This is a genomic window from Streptomyces sp. NPDC001858, from assembly GCF_053594615.1.
The window spans coordinates 128,280-150,215 of record NZ_JBSFEV010000024.1; the positions used below are offsets into that span (position 1 = coordinate 128,280).

The following is a 21,936-nucleotide window of genomic DNA, read 5'->3' on the forward strand; positions in this document are numbered from 1 at the left end:
ACTAACGCTCCTGCTGGTGAGTGGGGCTCGGGAAACTGCCGGTCTGACCGTTGCCGGCCTGACGACCCTGCGCGATGCCCCGACGGAGATTGGTCAGCCGTCCGCGTACGTCATCAGGCGCACGCGAGACCTGCGGACCGGCTTGGTGCTGTTGCTGCTGAGCCGTGCCCGGGACGAGGTTCGCCCTGGGGACCCGGCGCGGCAGACCGGACGTGGTGACGCCGCCCGCGGCCGGCTGCCTGACGCGCTCGGCCTGCCGGACGAGTTCGTCGTTCGGCGAGGTGCGCCAGGTGGAAGTGGCGGCCGCGGAACGTTGAGGAGCAGCCGGAGCCTGCGGCTGCTGGTGGTGCTGCTGCTGGGGATCCGGAGCCGGACCGCCCGCCGCCTGCTGACCGTGGAACCAGTTGGTCTCCAGCGTGTCGTACAGCGGCGTACGCCCGTCACCGGGACCGGAGGCCGGCGGAAGCGCCCATCCGTCGCCCGGTCCGCGGCCCTGGTCGGCCCGCTGCGGGGCGCTGCCGTTCTCGGACTCCGGACGGTGGTTCGGCCGCGGCGGGGCCGGCGGCTGCGCCGGAGCGCCGTAGCCGTTCTGCTGCGGAGCGGCGAACTGGCCGGTGGAGGAAGGATCCTGGCGGCCGGGCAGCGAGTGCTGGCCGGTGGTCGAGGAGTCGTAGCCCGGGGCGGCGAACTGGCCGGTGGAGCCGTTGTCGTACGCCTGCGGAGCGAACTGGTTCGGGTTCGCCGGAGCGTTCCCCGGGGCGCCGAAGACATCGGAACGGGTGTAGCCGTTCTCGTCGGGCCGGCCGCTGGTGCCGGGCCGCTCGAACTGGCCGTCGTCCGGCCGTCCGTTCGTGCCCGGACGCTGGAACTGTCCCGACTGGAAGTCGTTGTCGCTCACGGCCGGGAACTGGCCCGTGCTGTGCAGCCCGTTCGAGGTGGTCCGGCCGAAGTCGGCCGGACCGGCCGGGCCCTGGCGCTCGTCCATCCGGGGGATCGCCGGTATCTCGGCGGTGGCCGCCGGACCGGAACGGTCGTCGATGCGCGGCATCTGCGACGTCCGGGCGACGTCCGGCTCCTCGTGGCCGCGCGGGGCGTCCAGCGGGGTGCGCGGCACCGGCGGCTGGGCGTTCTCGTCGCCCCAGCTGGGCACGCGCGGCTGCGGGTTGCCGCCGGGCAGCTCGGCGCGCGGACCACCGCGCGGCGGCAGCTGCGGCTGACGGCCGCGGCCGCCCTGCTCGGACTTGTTGCCCCGCTGCGGCGGACGTCCGGCGCCGAACATGTCGGTGCCCTGCGGAGTGGTGCCGGCCGCCTGCAGACCCTGCGGCGCGCCCGGCGCCTGCCCGCCGAAGCCGGCGCCCGCACCGGCCGGAGCCGGTCGGCCCTGCTCGGGGAAGGCCGGAGGCTGCTGCGGTCCGCGCGGCGGCTGACCGCCGGGACGGCCACCGCCGTCACGGCCGGGCAGCGCGGCCCGGGGACCCTGGCCCGCGGCGAGCCTGCCGCCCGCGCCGGCCGGTGCGCCGGCGCCGAGGGAGCCGCCCTGCGCGCCGTTGCGCCGCGCGGCGGCGACGCCCGCTGCGGCCTGCGCGGCGGCGGGACCGCCCGCGCTGCCGCCCTGACCGGGCTTGGCCTGGGGCTTCTTGCCGCCCTGGGCGACGTCCACCGGCAGCATGACCAGCGCGGTCGTGCCACCGGAGTCGGACGGGCGCAGCTGGATGCGGATGCCGTGCCGCTGCGACAGCCGACCGACCACGAAGAGGCCCATGCGGCGGGAGACGGAGACGTCCACGGTCGGCGGCGAGGCGAGCCGCTCGTTGATCGCGGCGAGGTCCTCGGGGGAGAGGCCGATGCCGGTGTCGTGGATCTCGATCAGCACGCGGCCGTCGGGCAGCGCGTGACCGGTGACCTTGACCTTGGTCTGCGGCGAGGAGAACGAGGTCGCGTTCTCGAGCAGCTCGGCGAGGAGGTGCACGAGGTCGTTGACGACCCGGCCGGCCACTTCGGTGGTCGGCACGGAGGACAGCTCGATGCGCTCGTACTGCTCCACCTCGGACGCGGCGGCGCGCAGCACGTCGACCAGCGGGACCGGACGGGTCCACCGGCGGCCGGGCTCCTCACCCGCGAGGACGAGGAGGTTCTCACCGTTACGGCGCATACGGGTCGCGAGGTGGTCGAGCTTGAAGAGGGAGGACAGCTGGTCCGGGTCGGCCTCGCGGGACTCCAGTTCGGAGATGAGCGACAGCTGACGCTGGATGAGGCCCTGGGAGCGGCGCGAGAGGTTGGTGAACATTGCGTTGACGTTGCCCCGGAGGAGGGCCTGCTCGGCGGCGAGGCGGACGGCCTCGCGGTGCACGTCGTCGAAGGCCGCGGCCACCTGGCCGATCTCGTCCCGGGAGTGCACACCGACCGACTCCACGGACGTGTCGACGTCCTGCGGGTCGGACTCGGACAGCTGCTTGACCAGCTCGGGCAGGCGGTCCTGGGCGACCTTGGTGGCGGTCTCCTGGAGGCGGCGCAGCGAGCGGATCATGGACCGGGCGACGACGAACGCGCCGACCAGCGAGACACCGAGGACGAGCAGGATGAGCGCACCGGAGATGATCGCTTCGCGCTCCGAGTCGGCGCGCAGCTCACGCGCCTTCTGCTCCATCTGCTCGAGCAGCGTGTGCTCGATGTTGTTCATCTGCTGGATCTTGGTCGAGCTGTCGTCGATCCAGTCCTGGTACGACCGCTTGTCCAGCGAGTCCAGACCGCTGGCGGAGCTCAGCGCACGGGTCGCGTAGGTGTCCGCGTCCTCGATGACCGGGTTGCCCGTCTCGATGGGCTTGAGCAGTTCCTCGGAGTCGGAGTCGCCGTAGATGCTGCGGAAACTCGCGAGCTCGGTGTCCGTGTTCTCGAGAGCGGCCTCGGCGTACTGCCGGTCGTTCTCGTTGAGGACGCCGCCGGCGGCGTTGCCCACGGGCAGCGCGGCCGCCAGGGTGGCGCGCTGGATGGAGGCGTACTCCTTGGCGGCGGAGAAGGCGGCCAGGGCACGTGTGCGCTGGATCATCTCCGGGTTGTTCGTGGCCTGCGCCATGTCCTGGGAGAGGTCCAGCAGGCTGGTGATGAGGCGGTGGTACGCCTCGACCGTCTGCGTGGAGTTGCCCTTGTCCGCGTAGGCGGTGGAGCGGATCCTGCCGAGGTTGCCGAGGTCGCTGAGGAGACCCACGAGGCTGTCGCGGACACCCTGGAGGTTGTCGTCCGTGCTCGCGGCGTCGATCTCCTCCGAGGCGTCCTGGAAGGAGGTCAGGGCCTTGTCGGTCTTGTCGCGGTAGCCCTTGACGCCGAAGTCGGTCGCCGAGCTGCCGTGCGCCAGCGGGCCGGCGGAGCGGTCGCGCTCGTTCTGCAGCTGGACGGCCAGCTCGGTGGCCTGCTTGGTCATGTCCGTCAGCAGCTTCATGTTGTCGAGCTGCTGGATGTCGTCCATGGACTGGTTGATGCGGAACGCGCCCAGCGTGGTGGCCGCGACCACGGGCAGGGTCAGCAGCGCCACCAGACGCGTGGAGATGCGCCAGTTGCGCAGCGCGACCCGCGTGCCGGGACCGGGGGGCCCGGTCGGCGGTTTGGCCGTCGGAGTCGGGGGGAGAGAACTCGGCGACGCGGACGCGCCGGGGCGCCCGGAACGCTCACCGCCGTCGCCGGACGGAGCCGGGCCCGGGTTCTGGGCGTGCTGGGGCGAGGAGCCGACTGCCATCGGGCCAGTCCCGCCGTGCGGCTCCGGCTCGGCCGAAGCGCTGCCATCCCTCTTGAAACGTCCCTGCACTAGCGTCGCAACCTCTGGACCAGGCGCCTCCCCGCGTGAACGGAAAGACGGTGTCGGCGTGTTGGGGAGCGTCCTGAATACGCCCCCGGATGGTCGTGAGTGACCGGCGCTGGCTCCCCTTGTCTCGCCGCCACCGGGCGCGTTCTGCGCCCCCTGTGCGCCAGCTCGATCCCGCGGCGGTCCGAGGAATTCCAGCACAGTGCAGGATCTCCAACAAGGCCCGTTGGCCAGGCTGTGACATCCGTGACACCGCGTGAGGGTCAAGTTACGGGAAGTAGAGACTGTTCCCATATAAGGCGGACATAAGCGGTCGAAGCAACGGGGTACGGTGCGTGTCCCAGTCGCCATGATCAGGAGCGGAATGAGCGCTTCAGGTGCTCAATGTCCGTTTCGTAGCGATCGATTGGATGCCGGGATTGACCGCTTTGCCCATGGATTCGTGAGCAAACTCACACGGTGATCATGGGACCTTCACGCGTTCCCCGGGAATCGCGTGTTTAGCCTGACGCTTTACAGGGATGGCAAATCCGACAAGCTGCGCCTGTGCGACGCCCGTTGACGGCCCGCCCGGCGCCCGGAAACGACAGGGTCACGTACAACAGTGAAGACGACGACGATGTTCCACAAGATCGCCAACCCGCGGCGCACGACGCTGGCCCACCTCAAGGACGCCGACGAACTGCAGCTCCCGGAGCAGCCGGAGCACTCCGTCGACCTCCCGGCCCAGACTGCCAACCCCAAGCGCACCATCCTCATGGAGATCCCGGTCACGGCCGCCGCGCCGCAGTAGTTCCCGACCGGTAGGTACGCGCACCGGCCGCCGAATGCTCAGGGCGGCCGCCACGGATGTCAAGGGCGTCCCCGGCCGGGGACGCCCTTCCGCGTTAGCCTGGAGCGTCACACTCCAGCCAGCTCAGTCAAGGGGCCAACCAACCCGTGCGCATCGCCAGGTTCTCCATCGACGGGAACGTCGCCTTCGGCGCGGTCGAGGGCGACAAGCCGGACGAGCTCGTCCTCGACATCATCAAGGGCATCCCGTTCGCGGACTTCGAGCTCTCCGGCACGAAGGTGCCGCTGAGCAAGGTCCGACTGCTCCCGCCCGTGCTGCCCAACAAGGTCGTGGCCTTCGGCCGCAACTACGCCGCCCACGCGCGCGAGCTGGGCAACGAGGTGCCCGACGCCCCGTTCGCCTTCTTCAAGCCGTCCACCTCGGTGATCGGCCCCGGCGACGACATCCAGTACCCGTCCTTCTCCGCGGACGTCCACCACGAGGCCGAGCTCGCCGTGGTCATCGGCCGGCTCTGCCGCGAGGTCCCGCGCGAACGCGTCAAGGACGTGATCCTCGGCTACACCTGCGCGAACGACATCACCGCCCGCGACGTCCAGAAGCGCGAGAAGCAGTGGGCCCGGGCCAAGGGCTTCGACACCTCCTGCCCGCTCGGCCCCTGGGTGGAGACCGGCCTGGACCTGAAGACCGCGAGCGACCTCACCATCCAGCTCACGGTCAACGGCGGCCAGCGCCAGCTCGGCCGCACCAGCGAGATGATCCACTCGATCGAGGATCTGATCGTCAACATCACCGAGGCCATGACGCTGCTCCCCGGCGACGTGATCCTCACGGGCACCCCGGCAGGGGTCGGCCCCCTGGCTGTCGGCGACGAGGTCGCCGTCACCATCGAAGGCATCGGCACTCTCACCAACAAGGTTGTCAAGCGTGGCTAGCGCACCCGGCTCCCCCGTACGCGTCCGTTTCTGTCCCTCGCCCACCGGCAACCCCCATGTGGGCCTGGTGCGGACGGCCCTGTTCAACTGGGCGTTCGCCAAGCACCACCAGGGCACCCTGGTCTTCCGCATCGAGGACACCGACGCGGCCCGCGACTCCGAGGAGTCCTACCAGCAGCTCCTGGACTCGCTGCGCTGGCTGGGCTTCGACTGGGACGAGGGCCCGGAGATCGGCGGCCCGCACGCGCCCTACCGCCAGTCGCAGCGCATGGACCTCTACAAGGACGTCGCCGAGAAGCTGCTCGCCGCCGGCCACGCCTACCGCTGCTACTGCTCCCAGGAGGAGCTGGACACCCGCCGCGACGCCGCCCGCGCCGCCGGCAAGCCGTCCGGCTACGACGGCCACTGCCGCGACCTCACCGAGGCGCAGACGGCCGAGTACGTGGCGCAGGGCCGCACCCCGATCGTCCGCTTCCGGATGCCCGACGAGACGATCACCTTCACGGACCTGGTCCGCGGCGAGCTCACGTTCACCCCGGAGAACGTGCCCGACTACGGCATCGTCCGTGCGAACGGCGCTCCGCTGTACACGCTGGTCAACCCGGTGGACGACGCGCTGATGGAGATCACGCACGTGCTGCGGGGCGAGGACCTGCTCTCCTCCACCCCGCGGCAGGTCGCCCTCTACAAGGCGCTGATCGAACTCGGCATCGCAAAGTCCGTGCCGGCCTTCGGCCACCTGCCGTACGTGATGGGCGAGGGCAACAAGAAGCTCTCCAAGCGCGACCCGGAGTCGTCCCTCAACCTCTACCGCGAGCGCGGCTTCCTCCCCGAGGGCCTGCTCAACTACCTCTCGCTGCTCGGCTGGTCGCTCTCGGCCGACCAGGACATCTTCACGATGGACGAGATGACCGCGGCCTTCGACATCGCGGACGTCAACCCCAACCCGGCGCGCTTCGACCTGAAGAAGTGCGAGGCGATCAACGCCGACCACATCCGGCTGCTGGACGTGAAGGACTTCACCGAGCGCTGCGCGCCCTGGCTGAAGGCCCCCTTCGCGCCCTGGTCGGCGGAGGACTTCGACGAGGCGAAGTGGGCGGCGATCGCCCCGCACGCCCAGACCCGTCTGAAGGTGCTGTCGGAGATCACCGACAACGTCGACTTCCTCTTCCTCCCGGAGCCGGTCTTCGACGAGGCGAGCTGGACGAAGGCGATGAAGGAGGGCAGCGACGCCCTGCTGACCACGGCCCGCGAGAAGCTGGAGCCGGCCGACTGGTCCTCCGCCGAGTCCCTCAAGGAGGCCGTCCTGGCCGCCGGCGAGGCCCACGGCCTCAAGCTCGGCAAGGCCCAGGCCCCCGTCCGCGTCGCCGTCACCGGCCGCACGGTCGGCCTCCCCCTCTTCGAGTCCCTGGAGATCCTGGGCAAGGAGCAGACACTGGCACGCATCGACGCGGCGCTGGCGAAGCTGTAGGGCACAGGTGAGGGGCGGCACCCGGAGTTCCGGGTGCCGCCCCTCACCTGCTGTCAGGCATCGGCCTCGTCGATCAGATACTGGCTCTCGTGAGCAGGGCCCGCTCCACCTGCGCCCGGCGTTCACTCACCAATTCGTCACATGCCGCACGCGCCTCGACGGTGAACTGGACGCGGTACTCGATCATGCCCCGCAGTGTGCCAGCCCCGCGATACCGTCGGGGACATGAGCATTCGCGCCGTGGTCTGGGACGTGGACGACACCCTGTTCGACTACACCTCCGCGGATCGTGAGGGCATGCGGTCCTATCTGACGGCCGAGGGGTTGCTGGGCCGGTTCGGGACCGTGGAGCAGGCGCTGACGCGCTGGCGCGAGGTCACCGACCAGCAGTGGGAGCGGTTCTCCGCGGGCGGGATCACCTTCGAGGACCAGCGCCGCGACCGGGTACGGGTGTTCCTGGGCCGCGAGATGACCGACGCCGAGGCCGACGACTGGTTCCACCGCTACCGCGCCCACTACGAGGCCGCCTGGTCGCTCTTCCCGGACGTGCTGCCCGTCCTCGACGCCCTCGCCGCCAGCCACCGCCACGCGGTGCTCTCCAACTCCAGTCTGGAGGTCCAGAACCACAAGCTGCGCGTCCTCGGCGTCCACGACCGCTTCGAGACCATCCTGTGCGCCGTCGACCTCGGCGTCTCCAAGCCGGAGGCCGCCGCCTTCCTCGCCGCCTGCGAGGCGCTGTCCCTGCCCCCGCACGAGGTCGCCTATGTGGGCGACCACCCGGAGATCGACGGACGCGGCAGCGCCGACGCCGGACTGCTCTCGGTCTGGATCGACCGCTACGGCGGTACGGCGACCGTGGAGGTCCCCGCCGGACGGCACCGGATCGCCAGCCTCGCCGAACTCCCCGCGATCCTCGGCGCGGATACCCGTTTTGGAGCGCAGTCCACCTTCGGGTAATGTTCTTCCTGCGCCGCCGGAGAGCGGGCCGAAAGGCCGGAACCGGGGGAGCGAAACTAGAACAAGAACCCCCACGGGGCTTGCGTTCCAGTGGCCTATGGTGTAATTGGCAGCACGACTGATTCTGGTTCAGTTAGTCTTGGTTCGAGTCCAGGTAGGCCAGCTCGCAGAGCTCATCTGCGCACGTGGAGATCGACTTCACAAAGCCCCCGTTGTGTAGCGGCCTAGCACGCTGCCCTCTCAAGGCAGTAGCGCCGGTTCGAATCCGGTCGGGGGTACTGGTTCCGATCATGCCAGATCGCATCGGAACTGCTAGGGCCCCCGTTGTGTAGCGGCCTAGCACGCCGCCCTCTCAAGGCGGTAGCGCCGGTTCGAATCCGGTCGGGGGTACTGAAATGGTTTAAACCACATTGGTCTATGGTGTAATTGGCAACACTACGGTTTCTGGTACCGTCATTCTTGGTTCGAGTCCAGGTAGACCAGCTCAGACCTGCGGAAACGTAGCGTCCGCGCCCCCGTTGTGTAGCGGCCTAGCACGCCGCCCTCTCAAGGCGGTAGCGCCGGTTCGAATCCGGTCGGGGGTACGCAGCAGAGAAGGCCCTCCACTTCGGTGGGGGGCCTTCTTCTCATTCGAAGCCGTACCGCCGGGCCGACTCCTCCTCCTGGGCCAGCCGGTGCAGCGCCTGCAACACCGGCTCGACGAGGATCGCGCCCAGCACCGCCGCCTCGACCCCCTCCGTCTCCGACTGCCGCGTCTCCACCACGTCCAGGTCGAGCACCGCCGCCTGGTGCATCAACTCGGCGTAGGACGCCAGGAGTTCGGTGCCCCCGTCGTAGCCGAGCCGGCGCAGCGCGGCCACCGACACCACCAGCGAACGGTAGGCCGGGGAGATGGTCGTCAGCAGCCGGGCGTTCGACCAGCCCAGGGTGCGCAGCAGTTCGTCGGCCTCCTGCTGGGCGGCGCGCACATGGTCGTCCTCCGTGTCCGGCTCGGGGACCTGGGGCAGCGCCCACAGAGCCGCGCCGAGCCGGATCGTGCGGCCCAGGGAGTCGTCGTCGACGTGTCCGAGCACCTCGCGGACCGTGGCCACCGGCAGCCCGCCCACCTGGATCATCGCGCGCACCAGCCGCAGCCGGCGCAGATGCTCCTCGTCGTACTCGGCGGTCGTCAGGTTGATCTGGCGGCCGGGCGGCAACAGGCCCTCGCGCAGGTAGTACTTGATCGTCGCGGTGGACACCCCGCTGTGTGCGCTCAGTTCGGCCAGTCGCATGTCTTGCGCCCTTCATTGGTTAGCGGCACTATCCAAGCATGCCCATCAGTCTCACCACCGCGAACACCCGTGGGGACGCGGTCGTCCTGTTGATCGGGATGCGCGTCAACCACTTCTGGGCCGTGCACCAGTGGGTGCCGGTCATGCTGGCCATGTTCCGCATGCTCGCGGAGCTGAAGCGGGATCCGGGACGCGGTCTGCTCTCCCGGGTGCTGCTGACGGCCTCGCCGCGGACGTACTACGTCGTCCAGTACTGGGAGTCCAAGGAGAAGCTCTATGCCTACGCGGGCGCGCCCGACGCGTTCCACCACAGGGTGTGGACGAAGGTCAACCGCCTGGAGCGGGACGGGAAGGTCCGCGGTCACGTGGGCATCTGGCACGAGGCGTACATCGTGCCGGAGGGGTCCTACGAGTCGATCTACGGGGACATGCCGGCCTTCGGTCTCGCGGCCGCGCACGGGCAGGTGCCGGTGGGGGAGCGGGGGCGATACGCGAAGGACCGGTACGCATACCGGTCCTCGAAGAGTGTCTGAGCGGGTGCGGAGCGTCTGAGCCCGGTTTCGGGAAGAGCCTGCCGCGGCGTTGAGGCCGGCTCTCGCCCGGAAGTCGGGTCGCGCGCTCAGCCCGTGCGGCGCAGGGCCTCCGACAGCCGCGCCGCCGCGTCGATGATCGCCTGGGCGTGCATCCGGCCCGGGTGGCGGGTCAGCCGCTCGATCGGGCCCGAGACGGAGACGGCGGCCACCACGCGGTTGGAGGGGCCGCGGACGGGGGCCGAGACGGACGCGACGCCCGGCTCGCGCTCGCCGATGGACTGCGCCCAGCCGCGGCGGCGCACGCCCGACAGGGCCGTCGCCGTGAAGCGGGCGCCCTGGAGGCCGCGGTGCAGCCGCTCCGGCTCCTCCCAGGCCATCAGGATCTGCGCCGAGGAGCCGGCCTTCATCGTGAGCGTGGAGCCGACCGGGACCGTGTCCCGAAGGCCGGACAGGCGTTCCGCCGCGGCCACGCAGATGCGCATGTCGCCCTGGCGGCGGTAGAGCTGCGCGCTCTCGCCCGTGATGTCACGCAGATGCGTGAGCACCGGGCCCGCGGTGGCCAGCAGACGGTCCTCGCCGGCGGCCGCGGCCAGCTCGGCGAGGCGGGGGCCCAGGATGAAACGGCCCTGCATGTCGCGCGCCACCATACGGTGGTGTTCCAAGGCCACGGCCAGCCGGTGGGCCGTGGGTCGTGCGAGTCCGGTGGCAGCGACCAAGCCTGCGAGGGTGGCCGGACCGGACTCCAGGGCGCTCAGGACAAGGGCTGCCTTGTCCAGGACGCCGACGCCGCTACTGTTGTCCATGCAACGATACTCCCGTCTCACTCTGTGAAACGCAAGTTCATTTTTCCGTGAGACGCGCAACCCTTGGACGCATGGTGGCCCGCGGACCGACGGGCCCGGCGGCGGGTGCCCGGGTACAGGGGCGAGGGCGTCGCCTCCACAAGATCTCTAGTTGGGCCGGCGCAGTTCTGCCGGCCGGAGGGAAAGCGATGGGTAGGACACTCGCGGAGAAGGTCTGGGACGACCACGTCGTCCGGCGCGCCGAGGGCGAGCCCGACCTCCTCTTCATCGATCTGCACCTGCTGCACGAGGTGACCAGCCCGCAGGCCTTCGACGGACTGCGGCAGGCCGGCCGCCCGGTGCGCCGGCTCGACCTCACCATCGCCACCGAGGACCACAACACCCCGACCCTCGACATCGACAAGCCGATCGCCGACCCGGTCTCGCGCGCGCAGCTGGAGACGCTGCGCAAGAACTGCGCCGAGTTCGGCGTGCGGCTGCACCCGCTCGGCGACGTCGAGCAGGGCGTCGTCCACGTCGTGGGCCCGCAGCTGGGGCTGACCCAGCCCGGCACCACCGTGGTCTGCGGCGACTCGCACACCTCCACGCACGGCGCCTTCGGCGCGCTGGCGTTCGGCATCGGCACCTCGCAGGTCGAGCATGTGCTGGCCACCCAGACGCTGCCGCTGGCCCGCCCCAAGACCATGGCCATCACGGTCGAGGGCGAGCTGCCCGACGGCGTCACCGCCAAGGACCTGATCCTGGCGATCATCGCCAGGATCGGCACCGGCGGCGGCCAGGGCTACATCCTGGAGTACCGCGGCTCCGCCATCGAGAAGCTCTCGATGGAGGCCCGGATGACCATCTGCAACATGTCGATCGAGGCCGGCGCCCGCGCGGGCATGATCGCCCCCGACGAGACGACGTTCGCGTACATCAAGGGCCGCGCCCACGCCCCCGAGGGCGCGGACTGGGACGCGGCGGTCGAGTACTGGAAGACGCTCAGGACGGACGACGACGCCGAGTTCGACGCCGAGGTCGTCATCGACGGCGCCGCGCTCGCGCCGTTCGTCACCTGGGGCACCAACCCGGGCCAGGGCGCGCCGCTTTCGGCCGTCGTCCCCGACCCTGCTTCGTACGAAGACGCTTCGGAGCGCCTCGCCGCCGAAAAGGCCCTGGAATACATGGGGTTGGAGGCCGGGCAGCCGCTGCGCTCCATCAACGTGGACACCGTCTTCGTAGGTTCGTGCACCAACGGACGGATCGAGGACCTGCGGGCCGCCGCCGCCATCGTCGAGGGCCGCAAAGTCGCCGACGGCGTACGGATGCTGGTCGTCCCGGGCTCGGTGCGGGTCGGTCTGCAGGCCGTCTCCGAGGGCCTGGACGTCGTCTTCAAGGAGGCCGGCGCCGAATGGCGGCACGCGGGCTGCTCGATGTGTCTGGGCATGAACCCCGACCAGCTGGCCCCGGGTGAGCGCTCCGCGTCGACCTCCAACCGCAACTTCGAGGGCCGGCAGGGCAAGGGCGGTCGCACGCACCTGGTGTCGCCGCAGGTCGCGGCCGCCACGGCCGTCCTGGGCCACCTGGCCTCCCCGGCCGACCTGTCCGACGCCGAGACCCGTACGCCCGCTGGAGTCTGATCAGTCATGGAAGCATTCACCACGCACACCGGCCGGGCCGTCCCGCTGCGCCGCTCCAACGTCGACACCGACCAGATCATCCCTGCTCACTGGCTCAAGAAGGTCACGCGGGACGGGTTCGAGGACGGGCTGTTCGAGGCCTGGCGCAAGGACGAGAACTTCATCCTCAACCGCCCCGAGCGGCAGGGCGCCACGGTCCTGGTCGCGGGCCCCGACTTCGGCACCGGCTCCTCCCGTGAGCACGCCGTGTGGGCGCTGCAGAACTACGGCTTCAAGACCGTGATCTCGTCCCGGTTCGCCGACATCTTCCGCGGCAACTCGCTGAAGAACGGCCTGCTCACCGTGGTTCTGGAGCAGAAGATCGTGGACGCGCTGCAGGAACTCACCGAGCGCGACCCGCAGGCCGAGATCACCGTCGACCTCGAGTCCCGTGAGGTGCGCGCCGAGGGCGTCACGGCCTCCTTCGAGCTGGACGAGAACTCCCGCTGGCGGCTGCTGAACGGGCTGGACGACATCTCCATCACCCTCCAGAACGAGGGCGACATCGCCGCCTACGAGGCCAAGCGTCCGTCGTACAAGCCGAGCACGGTCCAGGTCTGACCCCGCAGGCCCCCTCAGGCCCCCGGAGGGCCTGGGCAGGTCGAGTTTCGGCCACTGCGACACCCCGCCGTACCCCCGATCGGACCGATCGGGGGTACGGCTGTCTCTGCACCCGTTCGGCCCCGCAAACCTTCGCTGATCCTCCCAACTTCCCACGTTAGAGCCGGTGTTGCCGGGGTACGCGCCCTGTGCGGACGCAACCGCTGCAAGGGCCCGGACGGCGGTTTGGGGCGGCAGTTGCCCCCTGGGCGGGCGACAACTCGCCCCAGATGGCACAATCTGTGCATGGAACACGACGGCCAACTCGAGCTCTATACGGCGGTCGCGAACCGGCTCAAGGAAGCGCACACAACAGTGCGCGCACTGCAAGTCCCGGAGGGCGTACGGATGGCGCTGACCCGGAAGCTGCTGGTCATTACGGCCGCGGCCAAGCACGATCTCGCCGATGCGACAAGGCGTCTGGAGCGGTTCATGGCGGACCTGGACGAGGGGCGAATGCCCGAAGAGGACCGCTGATCGCCTCCGGAGCAGCCGATTTCGTTGCGGCACAAGGGTGATTAGCCCGTTTCGTGTTTGATTTGCGGTATATATCTGCCTAACGTGCGAAAAAGCTTGAACACTTTCGTTCTGGCTAATGTCTCCGAAGGGGAAGACGTGAACAAGGCGCAGCTCGTAGAAGCGATTGCCGACAAGCTGGGCGGCCGCCAGCAGGCCGCCGAGGCGGTCGACGCGGTCCTGGACGCCATCGTCCGCGCGACCGTCGCCGGAGACCGGGTGTCGGTCACCGGCTTCGGTTCGTTCGAGAAGGTCGACCGGCCGGCCCGCTACGCTCGCAACCCCCAGACGGGCGAGCGGGTTCGGGTCAAGAAGACGTCCGTGCCGCGCTTCCGCGCAGGCCAGGGCTTCAAGGACCTGGTGAGCGGCTCGAAGAAGCTCCCGCGCGGTGGCGAGGTCGCCGTCAAGAAGGCCCCCAAGGGCAGCCTGACCGGCGGCGCTTCCGCGACGGTCAAGAAGGCCGCCGCGAAGAAGGCCGCCCCCGCCAAGCGGGCCTCGGCCGCCGCGAAGAAGGCCGCCCCGGCGAAGAAGACGACGGCGGCCGCCAAGAAGACCACGGCCACCGCCAAGAAGGCGACCGCGAAGAAGGCCGCCACCAAGAAGACGACGGCGGCGGCCAAGAAGACCACCACCGCCAAGTCCGCCGCGGCCAAGAAGACGACGGCCAAGAAGGCCCCGGCGAAGAAGGCGACGGCCAAGAAGGCCCCCGCCAGGAAGTCGACCGCACGCAAGATCACCGCCAAGAAGGCCACCGCCCGCCAGCCGTAGGGCAGCAGGGGCACTCACGCGCCGGGCCGGACTCCCTCTCGGAAGTCCGGCCCGCGGCGTGTCCGGCAGGCCCCCGTAGGGAGCCGCCTCAGAACGTCTGCAGCGTCACGAGGGTGATCCGGGGACTCGCCGCCGGCCCCTCGACCTCGATCCGCACCCGCTGCCCGGGCCGCAGCAGCCGCAGGCCGCCCGCGTCGAACGCCGGCGCGTCGAACGGCACCGGTGTCCCGTCGTCCAGCAGCACCTGTCCGCTGCGCGTGTCGGGGTCGTACGTGTATGCGGTCGCCTGCATGGCGGCAGCCTACTGCCCGGGGATCAGCAGGCGCGCGGCCGCCGCGGCCGTCCGGGGCCCCACGCCCAGCGCCAGCGCCGCTCGCAGATCCTCGCCGGTGTCCACGTCCTGGCGCACGGAATCCACCGCGTCGAGCCGGAGTTCCACGGCCCCGGAGGCCTGATGGCGGGCGCGGGAACGCGTGCCGAATGCGGGCAGCAATTCACGGCCCGGGGCGACGGCGAGCAGCGTGGTACCGATTGCAGCCGCATCCGCGAGAAAAGCGCGCGGCAATTCCGCGGCCGCGTCCAGAACGCGGGCCAATTCCGGCGGGCGCAGTGAGGGGAGATCGGCGTTGAGGGCGGCGAGCGGAGAATCGGGGCGCGCGGCGCGCACGGCGGCCGCGCCGTGCGCCAGGGCGGCGTTGAGCCCGGTGCGCGGCTCGTCGGCGACGATCCGGGCGCCCAGGGCCGCCAGGGCGCGCCCGGCCAGCGCGTCGTCCGTGACCACGGCCACATCCCGCACCGCGGGCGAGGCCAGCGCGGCCGCCACGGTGTCCTCGGCGAAGGCGAGGGCGAGACCCGGGCGCAGCCCGTCGGCGGCGGTGTCCGCGAGCCTGCTCTTGGCCAGCGCCAAGGGCTTGAGGGGTATGACCAAGGTCCACTGCACCGGAGTACCGTTCCTTTCTCGTCGCGGCCATTGTCACCCGGCACATCCGCCGGTCGGGCGGCCGGGCGTACCGTGTTCTCGACAGACCGGCGGCCCGGGGCGACACTTGTGCGGCCCCAGGCCCGGGAGCAGGCTTGGGAAGTCCTAGAGGAAGGTGTCCGCGTGCCCAGCCGCAGAATCGGCTTCTGGTACCGCTTCGCAGCGGTCCTCTGCAAACCCTGGCTGGTGGTTCTGATCAAGCGGGACTGGCGCGGAATGGAGCACATTCCGGCCGAGGGTGGATTTATCACCGCGGTGAACCACAATTCGCATGTCGATCCCTTCGCGTACGCGCATTTTCAGTACAACAGCGGGCGGGTGCCGCGATTCCTCGCGAAGAGCGGGCTTTTCAAGGAGGGATTCGTCGGCGCCGCGATGCGCGGCACCGGACAGATCCCCGTCTACCGCGAGACCACGGACGCGCTCAGCGCCTTCCGGGCCGCGATCGAGGCCGTGGAACGCGGAGAGTGCGTCGCGTTCTACCCGGAGGGCACCATCACCCGGGATCCCGACCAGTGGCCCATGGTCGCCAAGACGGGCGCCGCGCGCGTCGCCCTGACCACCAAGTGCCCGGTGATCCCCGTCGCCCAGTGGGGCGCCAACGAACTTCTGCCGCCGTACGCCAAGAAGCTCAACGTCCTGCCGCGCAAGACCCACCATGTGCTCGCGGGCCCGCCCGTGGACCTGGCGCGGTTCTACGGCCAGGAGATGACCCCCGAGCTCCTCAAGGAGGCGACGGAGGTCATCATGGCGGCCGTCACCGGCCAGCTGGAGGAGATCCGCGGCGAGCGGGCGCCCGAGACGCCCTACGACCCGCGCCTGGAGCGGGCCGAGCAGCGCCGCCGCACCCAGGAGGAGACCGGCCCCGAGGCCGACGCGGACGCCGGTGCGGAGCCCGGGCACGCGGAGATCAGTCATGAGCACGAGGGGGAGAACAGCAAGTGAGCAAGTCCGTGAAGGCGGCGGTGTTCAGCGCCGGTTCGTGGGGGACGGCCTTCGGCATGGTGCTCGCCGACGCGGGGTGTGACGTCACCCTGTGGGCGAGGCGTCCCGAGGTGGCCGAGGCGATCAACACCAGCCGCGCCAACCCCGACTACTTCCCCGGCATCGAGCTTCCGGAGAACCTGCGGGCCACGACGGACCCCGCCGAGGCCGCAGCCGACGCCGACTACACGGTCCTGTCGGTGCCCTCCCAGACCCTGCGCGCCAACCTCGCCGACTGGACGCCGCTGCTCGCCCCGGACACCGTCCTGGTGTCGCTGATGAAGGGCGTCGAGCTCGGCACGACCATGCGGATGAGCGAGGTGATCCAGGACGTGGCCAAGGTGGGCCAGGACCGGATCGCCGTGGTCACCGGACCCAACCTCGCCAAGGAGATCGCCTCCCGCATGCCGGCCGCGGCCGTCGTCGCCTGCACCGACGAGGCCGTCGCCCAGCGGCTCCAGGCCGCCTGCCACACGCCGTACTTCCGCCCGTACACCAACACCGACGTGGTGGGCTGCGAGCTGGGCGGCGCGGTCAAGAACGTCATCGGCCTCGCGGTGGGCATCGCGGACGGCATGGGGCTCGGCGACAACGCCAAGGGCTCGCTGATCACGCGCGGCCTGGCCGAGACCACCCGGCTGGGCCTGGCGATGGGCGCGGACCCGCTCACCTTCGCCGGACTCGCGGGCCTCGGCGACCTGGTGGCGACCTGTTCCTCGCCGCTGTCGCGCAACCACACCTTCGGCACCAACCTCGGCCGGGGCATGACGCTGCAGGAGACCATCGCGGTCACCCGGCAGACCGCCGAGGGCGTCAAGTCCTGCGAGTCCGTGGCGGATCTGGCCCGCCGGCACGGCGTCGACATGCCCATCACCGAGACGGTCGTCGACATCGTCCACGAGGGCAAGCCTCCGGTGGTCGCCCTCAAGGAGCTGATGTCGCGCAGCGCGAAGCCCGAACGACGCTGAGCGAACCCGGTGGGCGGACGCTGACTCACGGCCCTACCACCGGGTACTCTCATGCCGATATGAGCACCGAGAACCTCCCCCAGAGCCCTCAAGCGCCCTCTCGCAAGCCGCGGGTGGCCGTCGTCTTCGGCGGACGCAGCTCCGAGCACGGGATCTCCGTGGTCACGGCCGGCGCGGTCCTGCGGGCCATCGACCGGACCAAGTACGAGGTCCTGCCGATCGGCATCACGCGTGAGGGCCGCTGGTTCCTCACCGCCGACGAGCCCGAGCGCATGGCGATCACCGACCGCCGCACGCCCGACGTCGACGAGCTCGCCGAGTCGCGGGACGGCGGCGTGGTGCTCCCCGTCGACCCCGCCAACCGCGAAGTCGTCTACTACGAGCCCGGATCCGTGCCCAAGGCGCTCGGCGAGGTCGACGTCGTCTTCCCGGTGCTGCACGGCCCCTACGGCGAGGACGGCACCCTCCAGGGCCTGCTGGAGCTCTCCGGCGTCCCGTACGTCGGCTCGGGCGTGCTCGCCTCGGCCGTCGGCCAGGACAAGGAGTACATGAAGCGGGTGTTCACCTCGTTCGGGCTCAAGGTCGGCCCGTACACGGTGATCAGGCCGCGCGAGTGGGAGCAGGACGAGTCGGCCGCCCGCAAGAAGATCGTCGACCTGGCCGGCGAGCACGGCTGGCCGCTGTTCGTGAAGCCCGCGCGCGCGGGCTCGTCCATCGGCATCACCAAGGTGGACGACCTCTCCGGACTCGACGAGGCGATCGCCGAGGCCCGCCGCCACGACCCGAAGTTCCTGGTCGAGGCCGCGCTGCGGGGCCGCGAGATCGAGTGCGGCGTCCTGGAGTTCGAGGACGGCCCCCGCGCCTCCGCCCCGGCGGAGATCCCGCCGCCGGACACGCACGCGTACTACGACTTCGACGCCAAGTACATCGACTCGACCCCGGGGATCGTCCCGGCGCCGCTGACCCCCGAGGAGACCGCCGAGGTGCAGCGCCTCGCCGTGGACGCATTCGAGGCGGCGTCCTGCGAGGGCCTGGTCCGTGCGGACTTCTTCCTCACGGAGGACGGCCAGTTCGTCATCAACGAGATCAACACCATGCCCGGCTTCACGCCGATCTCGATGTACCCGGCGATGTGGCAGGCGAGCGGCATCGAGTACCCGGAGCTGGTGGACCGCCTGGTCCAGGCGGCGCTGCGGCGTTCGACGGGGCTGCGCTGATCCACCTGTGCGTCTGAGCGGTTCGGGCGAGGTCGGCTGCGGTGAGGGGCGCGAGGCGCTGACATCGACACGGCCGGCGGAGCGCCTAGTCGGCGATCCCCTCGGGGATCGCCTTCTTGACGGAGGCGGCGACGTCGACGAGCGGTGCCATGCCGTCTCCCGCGCGGTCCCCGGGGATCGTCACCTCGACGTAGGCCCTGCGCAGCGTCGTGGTGAACCGGAACGAGCCGCCGTCCTGCTCCTCCAGCAGCCAGCCGACGCCATCGACCTCGACGCCGTCCGCGTTCTCGTCGCTCATCTTCTCGGGTCGTTCGACACCGCAGCGCAGTATGATCGCCGGGTTCCCCCAGCCCGCGGTCAGCGCGGACGCGGGTGAGGGATCCCGGCGGCTCTGCTCGTCCACGGTGGACGGCAGCTCCTTGTCCAGGTTTCGGCACAGCTCGGTGACCGTTGCCGAGGGGCTGGGAACCGCCGCCGACGTGTCACCGTCTGCTGAGGAGCAGCCCACCGCAGCGAGCAGCAGGGCGAGCGAGAGCAGGCCGATGGGCCGGTGCCGGAAAAGGTTCACCGGCCAAGGTTAGACGGGGGCTACAGATGCACGACCGGGCAGGTCAAAGTGCGGGTGATCCCGTCCACCTGCTGGACCTTGGCGACCACCATGCGGCCGAGGTCGTCCACCGTGTCGGCCTGGGCCCGCACGATCACGTCATAGGGTCCCGTCACGTCCTCGGCCTGGACCACGCCAGGAATCTTGCTGATCTCCTCGGCGACGATCGACGCTTTGCCGACTTCCGTCTGGATGAGGATGTACGCCTGTACCACGGAACCTCCAGGGCGGCCACGAGGATCATGTGGGGAAAGGGAACGCCACGGTATCGCGTCGCCGCGCGCAGCGGGGAGACCTGCGGAGACGGCGGCTCGCGCGCCGGGGTGCGGGCACGGCAGAACTTGACGGCTCTCTCGACCGTATCGAGGACACTGGTTAAGCGCGACCGGGCACGGACAGGCAAAGAAGGGGCGAAAGGGCAATGAAGGGCACTGTTGGTGAGCTCGGGGAGTTCGGGCTCATCAGGGAGCTCACCTCCCGTCTCACCACCACCTCGGCGGTCCGGGTCGGCCCCGGCGACGACGCCGCGGTGGTCGCCGCGCCCGACCGGCGGGTGGTGGCCAGCACCGACATCCTGCTGGAGGGCCGGCACTTCCGCCGCGACTGGTCCACGGCCTACGACGTCGGCCGCAAGGCCGCCGCGCAGAACCTCGCCGACATCGCCGCCATGGGCGCGGTGCCGACGGCCGTGCTGCTCGGCCTCGTCGTGCCCGCCGAACTGCCGGTCACCTGGCCGTCCGAGCTGATGGACGGCCTGCGCGACGAATGCCAGGTGGCCGGCGCCTCCGTGGTCGGCGGCGACGTCGTACGGGGCGACACGATCATGGTGTCGATCACCGCGCTCGGCGATCTGCGCAACCAGGAACCGGTCACCCGGGGCGGCGCCCAGCCCGGCGACCTCGTCGCGGTGACCGGCTGGCTCGGCTGGTCCGCCGCCGGGTACGCGGTCCTCTCCCGCGGCTTCCGCTCGCCCCGCGCCTTCGTGGAGGCCCACCGCCGCCCCGAGCCGCCGTACCACGCCGGTCCGGCCGCGGCCGCGCTAGGCGCGACGGCGATGTGTGACGTCAGCGACGGGCTGATCGCCGACCTCGGGCACATCGCCGAGGCCAGCAAGGTCCGTATCGACATCCGCTCCGGCGCCATCGACATCCCGACGCAGATGAACGACATCGGGCAGGCCGTCGGCGTCGACCCCATCCAGTGGGTGCTCACCGGCGGCGAGGACCACGCGATCGTGGCGACCTTCCCGCCGGACGTGAAACTCCCCGCCCGCTGGAAGGTGATCGGCGAGGTCCTCAACCCCTCCGCCCTGCCCCAGGTGACGGTCGACGGGGCGCCCTGGACCAGCAAGGGCGGCTGGGACCACTTCGGGGACCTGGAACAGTGAGGCCGCGCGTCCTGACGGTGGCGGGCTCCGACTCCGGCGGCGGGGCGGGGATCCAGGCCGACCTCAAGACGATGCTCGCGCTGGGCGTGCACGGCATGAGCGTCGTCACGGCGGTCACCGCGCAGAACTCCCTTGGCGTGCAAGGCGCTTGGGAGCTGCCGGTGGCGGCCGTACGGGCGCAGTACCGCAGCGTCGTCGACGACATCGGCGTGCAGGCGGTGAAGACCGGCATGCTCGCCTCCGCCGAACTCGTCGAGGCCGTGGCCGAGTTGATCGCGGGCACGGACGCTCCCGTGGTCGTCGACCCGGTCGGCGTCTCCAAGCACGGGGACGCTCTGCTGGCCGCCTCCGCGCTGGACTCCGTACGCGAGAAGCTGCTGCCGGTCGCCACCGTCGCCACCCCGAACCTCGACGAAGTGGCCCAACTGACGGGCGTCCAGGTCGAGTCGGAGGAGCAGCTGCGGACCGCGGCGGCCGCCGTGCTGGCGTACGGGCCGCGCTGGGTGCTGATCAAGGGCGGTCATCTCCCCGGCGACGCGGTCGATCTGCTGACGGACGGCGCCGAGGAGCACTGGCTGCGCGCGCCGAGGTACGACAACCGGCACACGCACGGCACGGGCTGCACGCTCGCCTCCGCGATCGCGTCCGAGCTGGCGAGGGGAGAGTCCGTGCCGGAGGCGGTGGCGGCGGCCAAGAGATACGTCACCGGGGCCATCGCCGCCGGGTTCGCCCTCGGCGCGGGGATCGGTCCCGTGGACCACGGGTGGGAGCTCACGCGGGGTACGGCCGGAGCTTGATGTCCGTCGCCGCCTTCTCGGTGAGCCGCTTGAAGAAGCCCCCCATCAGGCGCGAGCTGAGCAGCCGGTACATCCGGTCCCGGCTGCGGATGCGCCGCTCGGTCGGCGGGGCGAAGAACGGGCCCACGTTGCCGGAGATCTTCTGGCAGCCCTTGGCGAAGGACCGGATCCTGCTCTCGTACTCGGCGAACGCCGTGCGGTGGTCGCCGCCCGCCAGAGCCAGCTCGCCCGCCAGCACATACGCGCCGACGATCGCGACGCCCGTCCCCATGCCGCCCATGGTCGCGCCGTACCCGGCGTCCCCGAGCAGCGCCACCCGGCCCTGGGCGAGGCGGTCGACATGGATCTGGGCGATCTCGTCGAAGTACAACCGGTCGGCGTCCGCCAGCGCTTCGAGCACGTTCGGCGCCTCCCAGCCCATCCCCGCGAACCGCTCCGCGAGGATCCGCTTCTGCGCGGCCAAGTCCCGCCGGTCGTACGACAGTTGCTCCGACCGGAAGACCAGCAGCGCGCCCGCGCGGTCCGGGTTCCCGTCGTAGTTGCCGAGGGCGATCGCGCGGCCCGGCTCGCTGTACAGCCGGCCGGTGCGGTCCAGCCCCAGGTCGTTGGGGACCTCGAAGCCGGCCACGTAGTGGTCGAGGAAGCGCAGGTGGCGGGACTCGTCGCCGAAGACCAGCCGCCGGGTGTTCGAGTGCAGACCGTCGGCGCCGATCACCAGGTCGAAGCAGCGCGGGGCGCCCGCCTCGAAGGTCACGTCGACGCCGGCGGCGGTGTCCGTGAGGGTGGCGATCGAGTCGCCGAAGACGTACTCGACGTCGCCGCGGGTGCGTTCGTACATGAGCTGTGCGAGCTCGCCGCGGAAGATCTCCACGTCGCCGCTCATCATCTCCGACGGCAGG

Annotated in this window: 22 protein-coding genes and 5 tRNA genes; 19 read left to right on the forward strand and 8 right to left on the reverse strand. The window is 70.7% G+C overall.

Translation table 11 applies throughout. The features are described 5' to 3' along the window. Position 1: 1 nt before the first annotated feature. A complete protein-coding gene (locus tag ACWCPF_RS29115) occupies positions 2-3,799 on the reverse strand; it encodes a nitrate- and nitrite sensing domain-containing protein (protein WP_451048071.1) in 3,798 nt (1,265 codons plus the stop codon). Between the two features lie 601 nt (positions 3,800-4,400). Between ACWCPF_RS29115 and ACWCPF_RS29120 the strand changes: the two genes are divergently transcribed. The 9 genes from ACWCPF_RS29120 (at position 4,401) to ACWCPF_RS29160 (ending at position 8,533) form a co-directional block, all read left to right on the forward strand. Beyond that, positions 4,401-4,589, forward strand: coding sequence for a hypothetical protein (locus ACWCPF_RS29120; RefSeq protein WP_451048072.1), 189 nt, complete (start codon positions 4,401-4,403; stop codon positions 4,587-4,589). Between the two features lie 146 nt (positions 4,590-4,735). Next, complete coding sequence (locus ACWCPF_RS29125) at positions 4,736-5,521, forward strand: fumarylacetoacetate hydrolase family protein (protein ID WP_351911670.1); 786 nt, start codon at positions 4,736-4,738, stop codon at positions 5,519-5,521. Next, entirely contained in the window at positions 5,514-6,992 is a 1,479-nt protein-coding gene (gene gltX / locus ACWCPF_RS29130) for a glutamate--tRNA ligase (RefSeq protein WP_451048073.1), read from the forward strand. Before ACWCPF_RS29125 ends, gltX begins: the two co-directional genes overlap by 8 nt. Positions 6,993-7,217: 225 nt before the next feature. Beyond that, a complete protein-coding gene (locus ACWCPF_RS29135; RefSeq protein WP_451048074.1) occupies positions 7,218-7,949 on the forward strand; it encodes an HAD family hydrolase in 732 nt (243 codons plus the stop codon). 91 nt (positions 7,950-8,040) lie between these two features. After that, positions 8,041-8,112 (forward strand) — tRNA-Gln (locus tag ACWCPF_RS29140). Between the two features lie 42 nt (positions 8,113-8,154). Next, positions 8,155-8,227 (forward strand) — tRNA-Glu (locus tag ACWCPF_RS29145). A 39-nt stretch (positions 8,228-8,266) separates the two neighbouring features. Then, positions 8,267-8,339, forward strand: a tRNA-Glu gene (locus tag ACWCPF_RS29150). Between the two features lie 21 nt (positions 8,340-8,360). Continuing rightward, a tRNA-Gln gene (locus tag ACWCPF_RS29155) sits at positions 8,361-8,432 on the forward strand. Between the two features lie 28 nt (positions 8,433-8,460). Beyond that, positions 8,461-8,533 (forward strand) — tRNA-Glu (locus tag ACWCPF_RS29160). Between the two features lie 42 nt (positions 8,534-8,575). On the opposite strand, the gene ACWCPF_RS29165 is transcribed toward ACWCPF_RS29160, so the two are convergent. Then, entirely contained in the window at positions 8,576-9,220 is a 645-nt protein-coding gene (locus ACWCPF_RS29165; protein ID WP_451048075.1) for a MerR family transcriptional regulator, read from the reverse strand. 38 nt (positions 9,221-9,258) lie between these two features. On the opposite strand from ACWCPF_RS29165, the gene ACWCPF_RS29170 reads away from it, so the two are divergent. After that, positions 9,259-9,753: a DUF4188 domain-containing protein gene (locus ACWCPF_RS29170; RefSeq protein WP_451048076.1), complete on the forward strand. Its 495-nt coding sequence runs from the start codon at positions 9,259-9,261 to the stop codon at positions 9,751-9,753. Positions 9,754-9,839: 86 nt separating this feature from the next. Here the strand turns inward: ACWCPF_RS29170 and ndgR are convergent, their stop codons facing one another. Next, a complete protein-coding gene (gene ndgR / locus ACWCPF_RS29175; protein WP_267027425.1) occupies positions 9,840-10,556 on the reverse strand; it encodes an IclR family transcriptional regulator NdgR in 717 nt (238 codons plus the stop codon). A gap of 188 nt (positions 10,557-10,744) precedes the next feature. On the opposite strand from ndgR, the gene leuC reads away from it, so the two are divergent. The 4 genes from leuC (at position 10,745) to ACWCPF_RS29195 (ending at position 14,098) form a co-directional block, all read left to right on the forward strand. Then, the gene (gene leuC / locus ACWCPF_RS29180; RefSeq protein ID WP_451048077.1) at positions 10,745-12,175 is read left to right on the forward strand and encodes a 3-isopropylmalate dehydratase large subunit; all 1,431 of its coding nucleotides are present in this window, start codon (positions 10,745-10,747) and stop codon (positions 12,173-12,175) included. 6 nt (positions 12,176-12,181) lie between these two features. Next, on the forward strand, positions 12,182-12,775 hold the full coding sequence (gene leuD / locus ACWCPF_RS29185) for a 3-isopropylmalate dehydratase small subunit (protein WP_451048078.1): 594 nt from the start codon (positions 12,182-12,184) through the stop codon (positions 12,773-12,775). A 285-nt stretch (positions 12,776-13,060) separates the two neighbouring features. After that, a complete protein-coding gene (locus tag ACWCPF_RS29190; protein ID WP_351911663.1) occupies positions 13,061-13,291 on the forward strand; it encodes an SCO5555 family protein in 231 nt (76 codons plus the stop codon). A gap of 138 nt (positions 13,292-13,429) precedes the next feature. Continuing rightward, complete coding sequence (locus ACWCPF_RS29195; protein WP_451048079.1) at positions 13,430-14,098, forward strand: HU family DNA-binding protein; 669 nt, start codon at positions 13,430-13,432, stop codon at positions 14,096-14,098. Between the two features lie 88 nt (positions 14,099-14,186). Here the strand turns inward: ACWCPF_RS29195 and ACWCPF_RS29200 are convergent, their stop codons facing one another. Then, complete coding sequence (locus ACWCPF_RS29200; RefSeq protein WP_451048080.1) at positions 14,187-14,390, reverse strand: hypothetical protein; 204 nt, start codon at positions 14,388-14,390, stop codon at positions 14,187-14,189. Positions 14,391-14,399: 9 nt separating this feature from the next. Beyond that, the gene (gene cofC / locus ACWCPF_RS29205; RefSeq protein ID WP_451048081.1) at positions 14,400-15,038 is read right to left on the reverse strand and encodes a 2-phospho-L-lactate guanylyltransferase; all 639 of its coding nucleotides are present in this window, start codon (positions 15,036-15,038) and stop codon (positions 14,400-14,402) included. Between the two features lie 162 nt (positions 15,039-15,200). Between cofC and ACWCPF_RS29210 the strand changes: the two genes are divergently transcribed. From ACWCPF_RS29210 to ACWCPF_RS29220, 3 genes are read left to right on the forward strand one after another with little or no spacing between them, the layout of a single operon-like run. Beyond that, the gene (locus tag ACWCPF_RS29210) at positions 15,201-16,022 is read left to right on the forward strand and encodes a lysophospholipid acyltransferase family protein (RefSeq protein WP_451048082.1); all 822 of its coding nucleotides are present in this window, start codon (positions 15,201-15,203) and stop codon (positions 16,020-16,022) included. Continuing rightward, positions 16,019-17,029, forward strand: a complete 1,011-nt coding sequence (locus tag ACWCPF_RS29215; RefSeq protein ID WP_451048083.1) for an NAD(P)H-dependent glycerol-3-phosphate dehydrogenase — start codon at positions 16,019-16,021, stop codon at positions 17,027-17,029. Before ACWCPF_RS29210 ends, ACWCPF_RS29215 begins: the two co-directional genes overlap by 4 nt. Before the next feature lie 59 nt (positions 17,030-17,088). Continuing rightward, complete coding sequence (locus ACWCPF_RS29220; RefSeq protein ID WP_451048084.1) at positions 17,089-18,246, forward strand: D-alanine--D-alanine ligase family protein; 1,158 nt, start codon at positions 17,089-17,091, stop codon at positions 18,244-18,246. An 85-nt stretch (positions 18,247-18,331) separates the two neighbouring features. Here the strand turns inward: ACWCPF_RS29220 and ACWCPF_RS29225 are convergent, their stop codons facing one another. Both ACWCPF_RS29225 and ACWCPF_RS29230 read right to left on the reverse strand, forming a co-directional pair. Continuing rightward, complete coding sequence (locus tag ACWCPF_RS29225; protein WP_451048085.1) at positions 18,332-18,814, reverse strand: DUF3515 domain-containing protein; 483 nt, start codon at positions 18,812-18,814, stop codon at positions 18,332-18,334. A 20-nt stretch (positions 18,815-18,834) separates the two neighbouring features. After that, positions 18,835-19,068, reverse strand: coding sequence for an Lrp/AsnC family transcriptional regulator (locus ACWCPF_RS29230; RefSeq protein WP_451048086.1), 234 nt, complete (start codon positions 19,066-19,068; stop codon positions 18,835-18,837). Positions 19,069-19,274: 206 nt separating this feature from the next. Between ACWCPF_RS29230 and ACWCPF_RS29235 the strand changes: the two genes are divergently transcribed. Both ACWCPF_RS29235 and thiD read left to right on the forward strand, forming a co-directional pair. Continuing rightward, positions 19,275-20,240, forward strand: coding sequence for a thiamine-phosphate kinase (locus tag ACWCPF_RS29235; RefSeq protein WP_451048087.1), 966 nt, complete (start codon positions 19,275-19,277; stop codon positions 20,238-20,240). After that, the gene (thiD, locus tag ACWCPF_RS29240; protein ID WP_451048088.1) at positions 20,237-21,037 is read left to right on the forward strand and encodes a bifunctional hydroxymethylpyrimidine kinase/phosphomethylpyrimidine kinase; all 801 of its coding nucleotides are present in this window, start codon (positions 20,237-20,239) and stop codon (positions 21,035-21,037) included. Before ACWCPF_RS29235 ends, thiD begins: the two co-directional genes overlap by 4 nt. Here thiD and ACWCPF_RS29245 read toward each other — a convergent pair. Beyond that, positions 21,012-21,936: FAD-dependent oxidoreductase (locus ACWCPF_RS29245; protein WP_451048089.1), on the reverse strand; the 925-nt coding region annotated here is incomplete at its 5' end. The genes thiD and ACWCPF_RS29245 overlap by 26 nt on opposite strands.

What these genes read in the sequence shown, in the direction of transcription:
- ACWCPF_RS29165 (WP_451048075.1), bottom strand. Translation starts at nt 9,220, where the DNA reads ATGCGACTGGCCGAACTGAGCGCACACAGCGGGGTGTCCACCGCGACG.
- ACWCPF_RS29170 (WP_451048076.1), top strand. Translation starts at nt 9,259, where the DNA reads ATGCCCATCAGTCTCACCACCGCGAACACCCGTGGGGACGCGGTCGTC.
- ndgR (WP_267027425.1), bottom strand. Translation starts at nt 10,556, where the DNA reads ATGGACAACAGTAGCGGCGTCGGCGTCCTGGACAAGGCAGCCCTTGTC.
- ACWCPF_RS29235 (WP_451048087.1), top strand. Translation starts at nt 19,275, where the DNA reads ATGAAGGGCACTGTTGGTGAGCTCGGGGAGTTCGGGCTCATCAGGGAG.
- ACWCPF_RS29190 (WP_351911663.1), top strand. Translation starts at nt 13,061, where the DNA reads ATGGAACACGACGGCCAACTCGAGCTCTATACGGCGGTCGCGAACCGG.
- ACWCPF_RS29135 (WP_451048074.1), top strand. Translation starts at nt 7,218, where the DNA reads ATGAGCATTCGCGCCGTGGTCTGGGACGTGGACGACACCCTGTTCGAC.
- leuD (WP_451048078.1), top strand. Translation starts at nt 12,182, where the DNA reads ATGGAAGCATTCACCACGCACACCGGCCGGGCCGTCCCGCTGCGCCGC.
- leuC (WP_451048077.1), top strand. Translation starts at nt 10,745, where the DNA reads ATGGGTAGGACACTCGCGGAGAAGGTCTGGGACGACCACGTCGTCCGG.
- ACWCPF_RS29220 (WP_451048084.1), top strand. Translation starts at nt 17,089, where the DNA reads ATGAGCACCGAGAACCTCCCCCAGAGCCCTCAAGCGCCCTCTCGCAAG.
- ACWCPF_RS29200 (WP_451048080.1), bottom strand. Translation starts at nt 14,390, where the DNA reads ATGCAGGCGACCGCATACACGTACGACCCCGACACGCGCAGCGGACAG.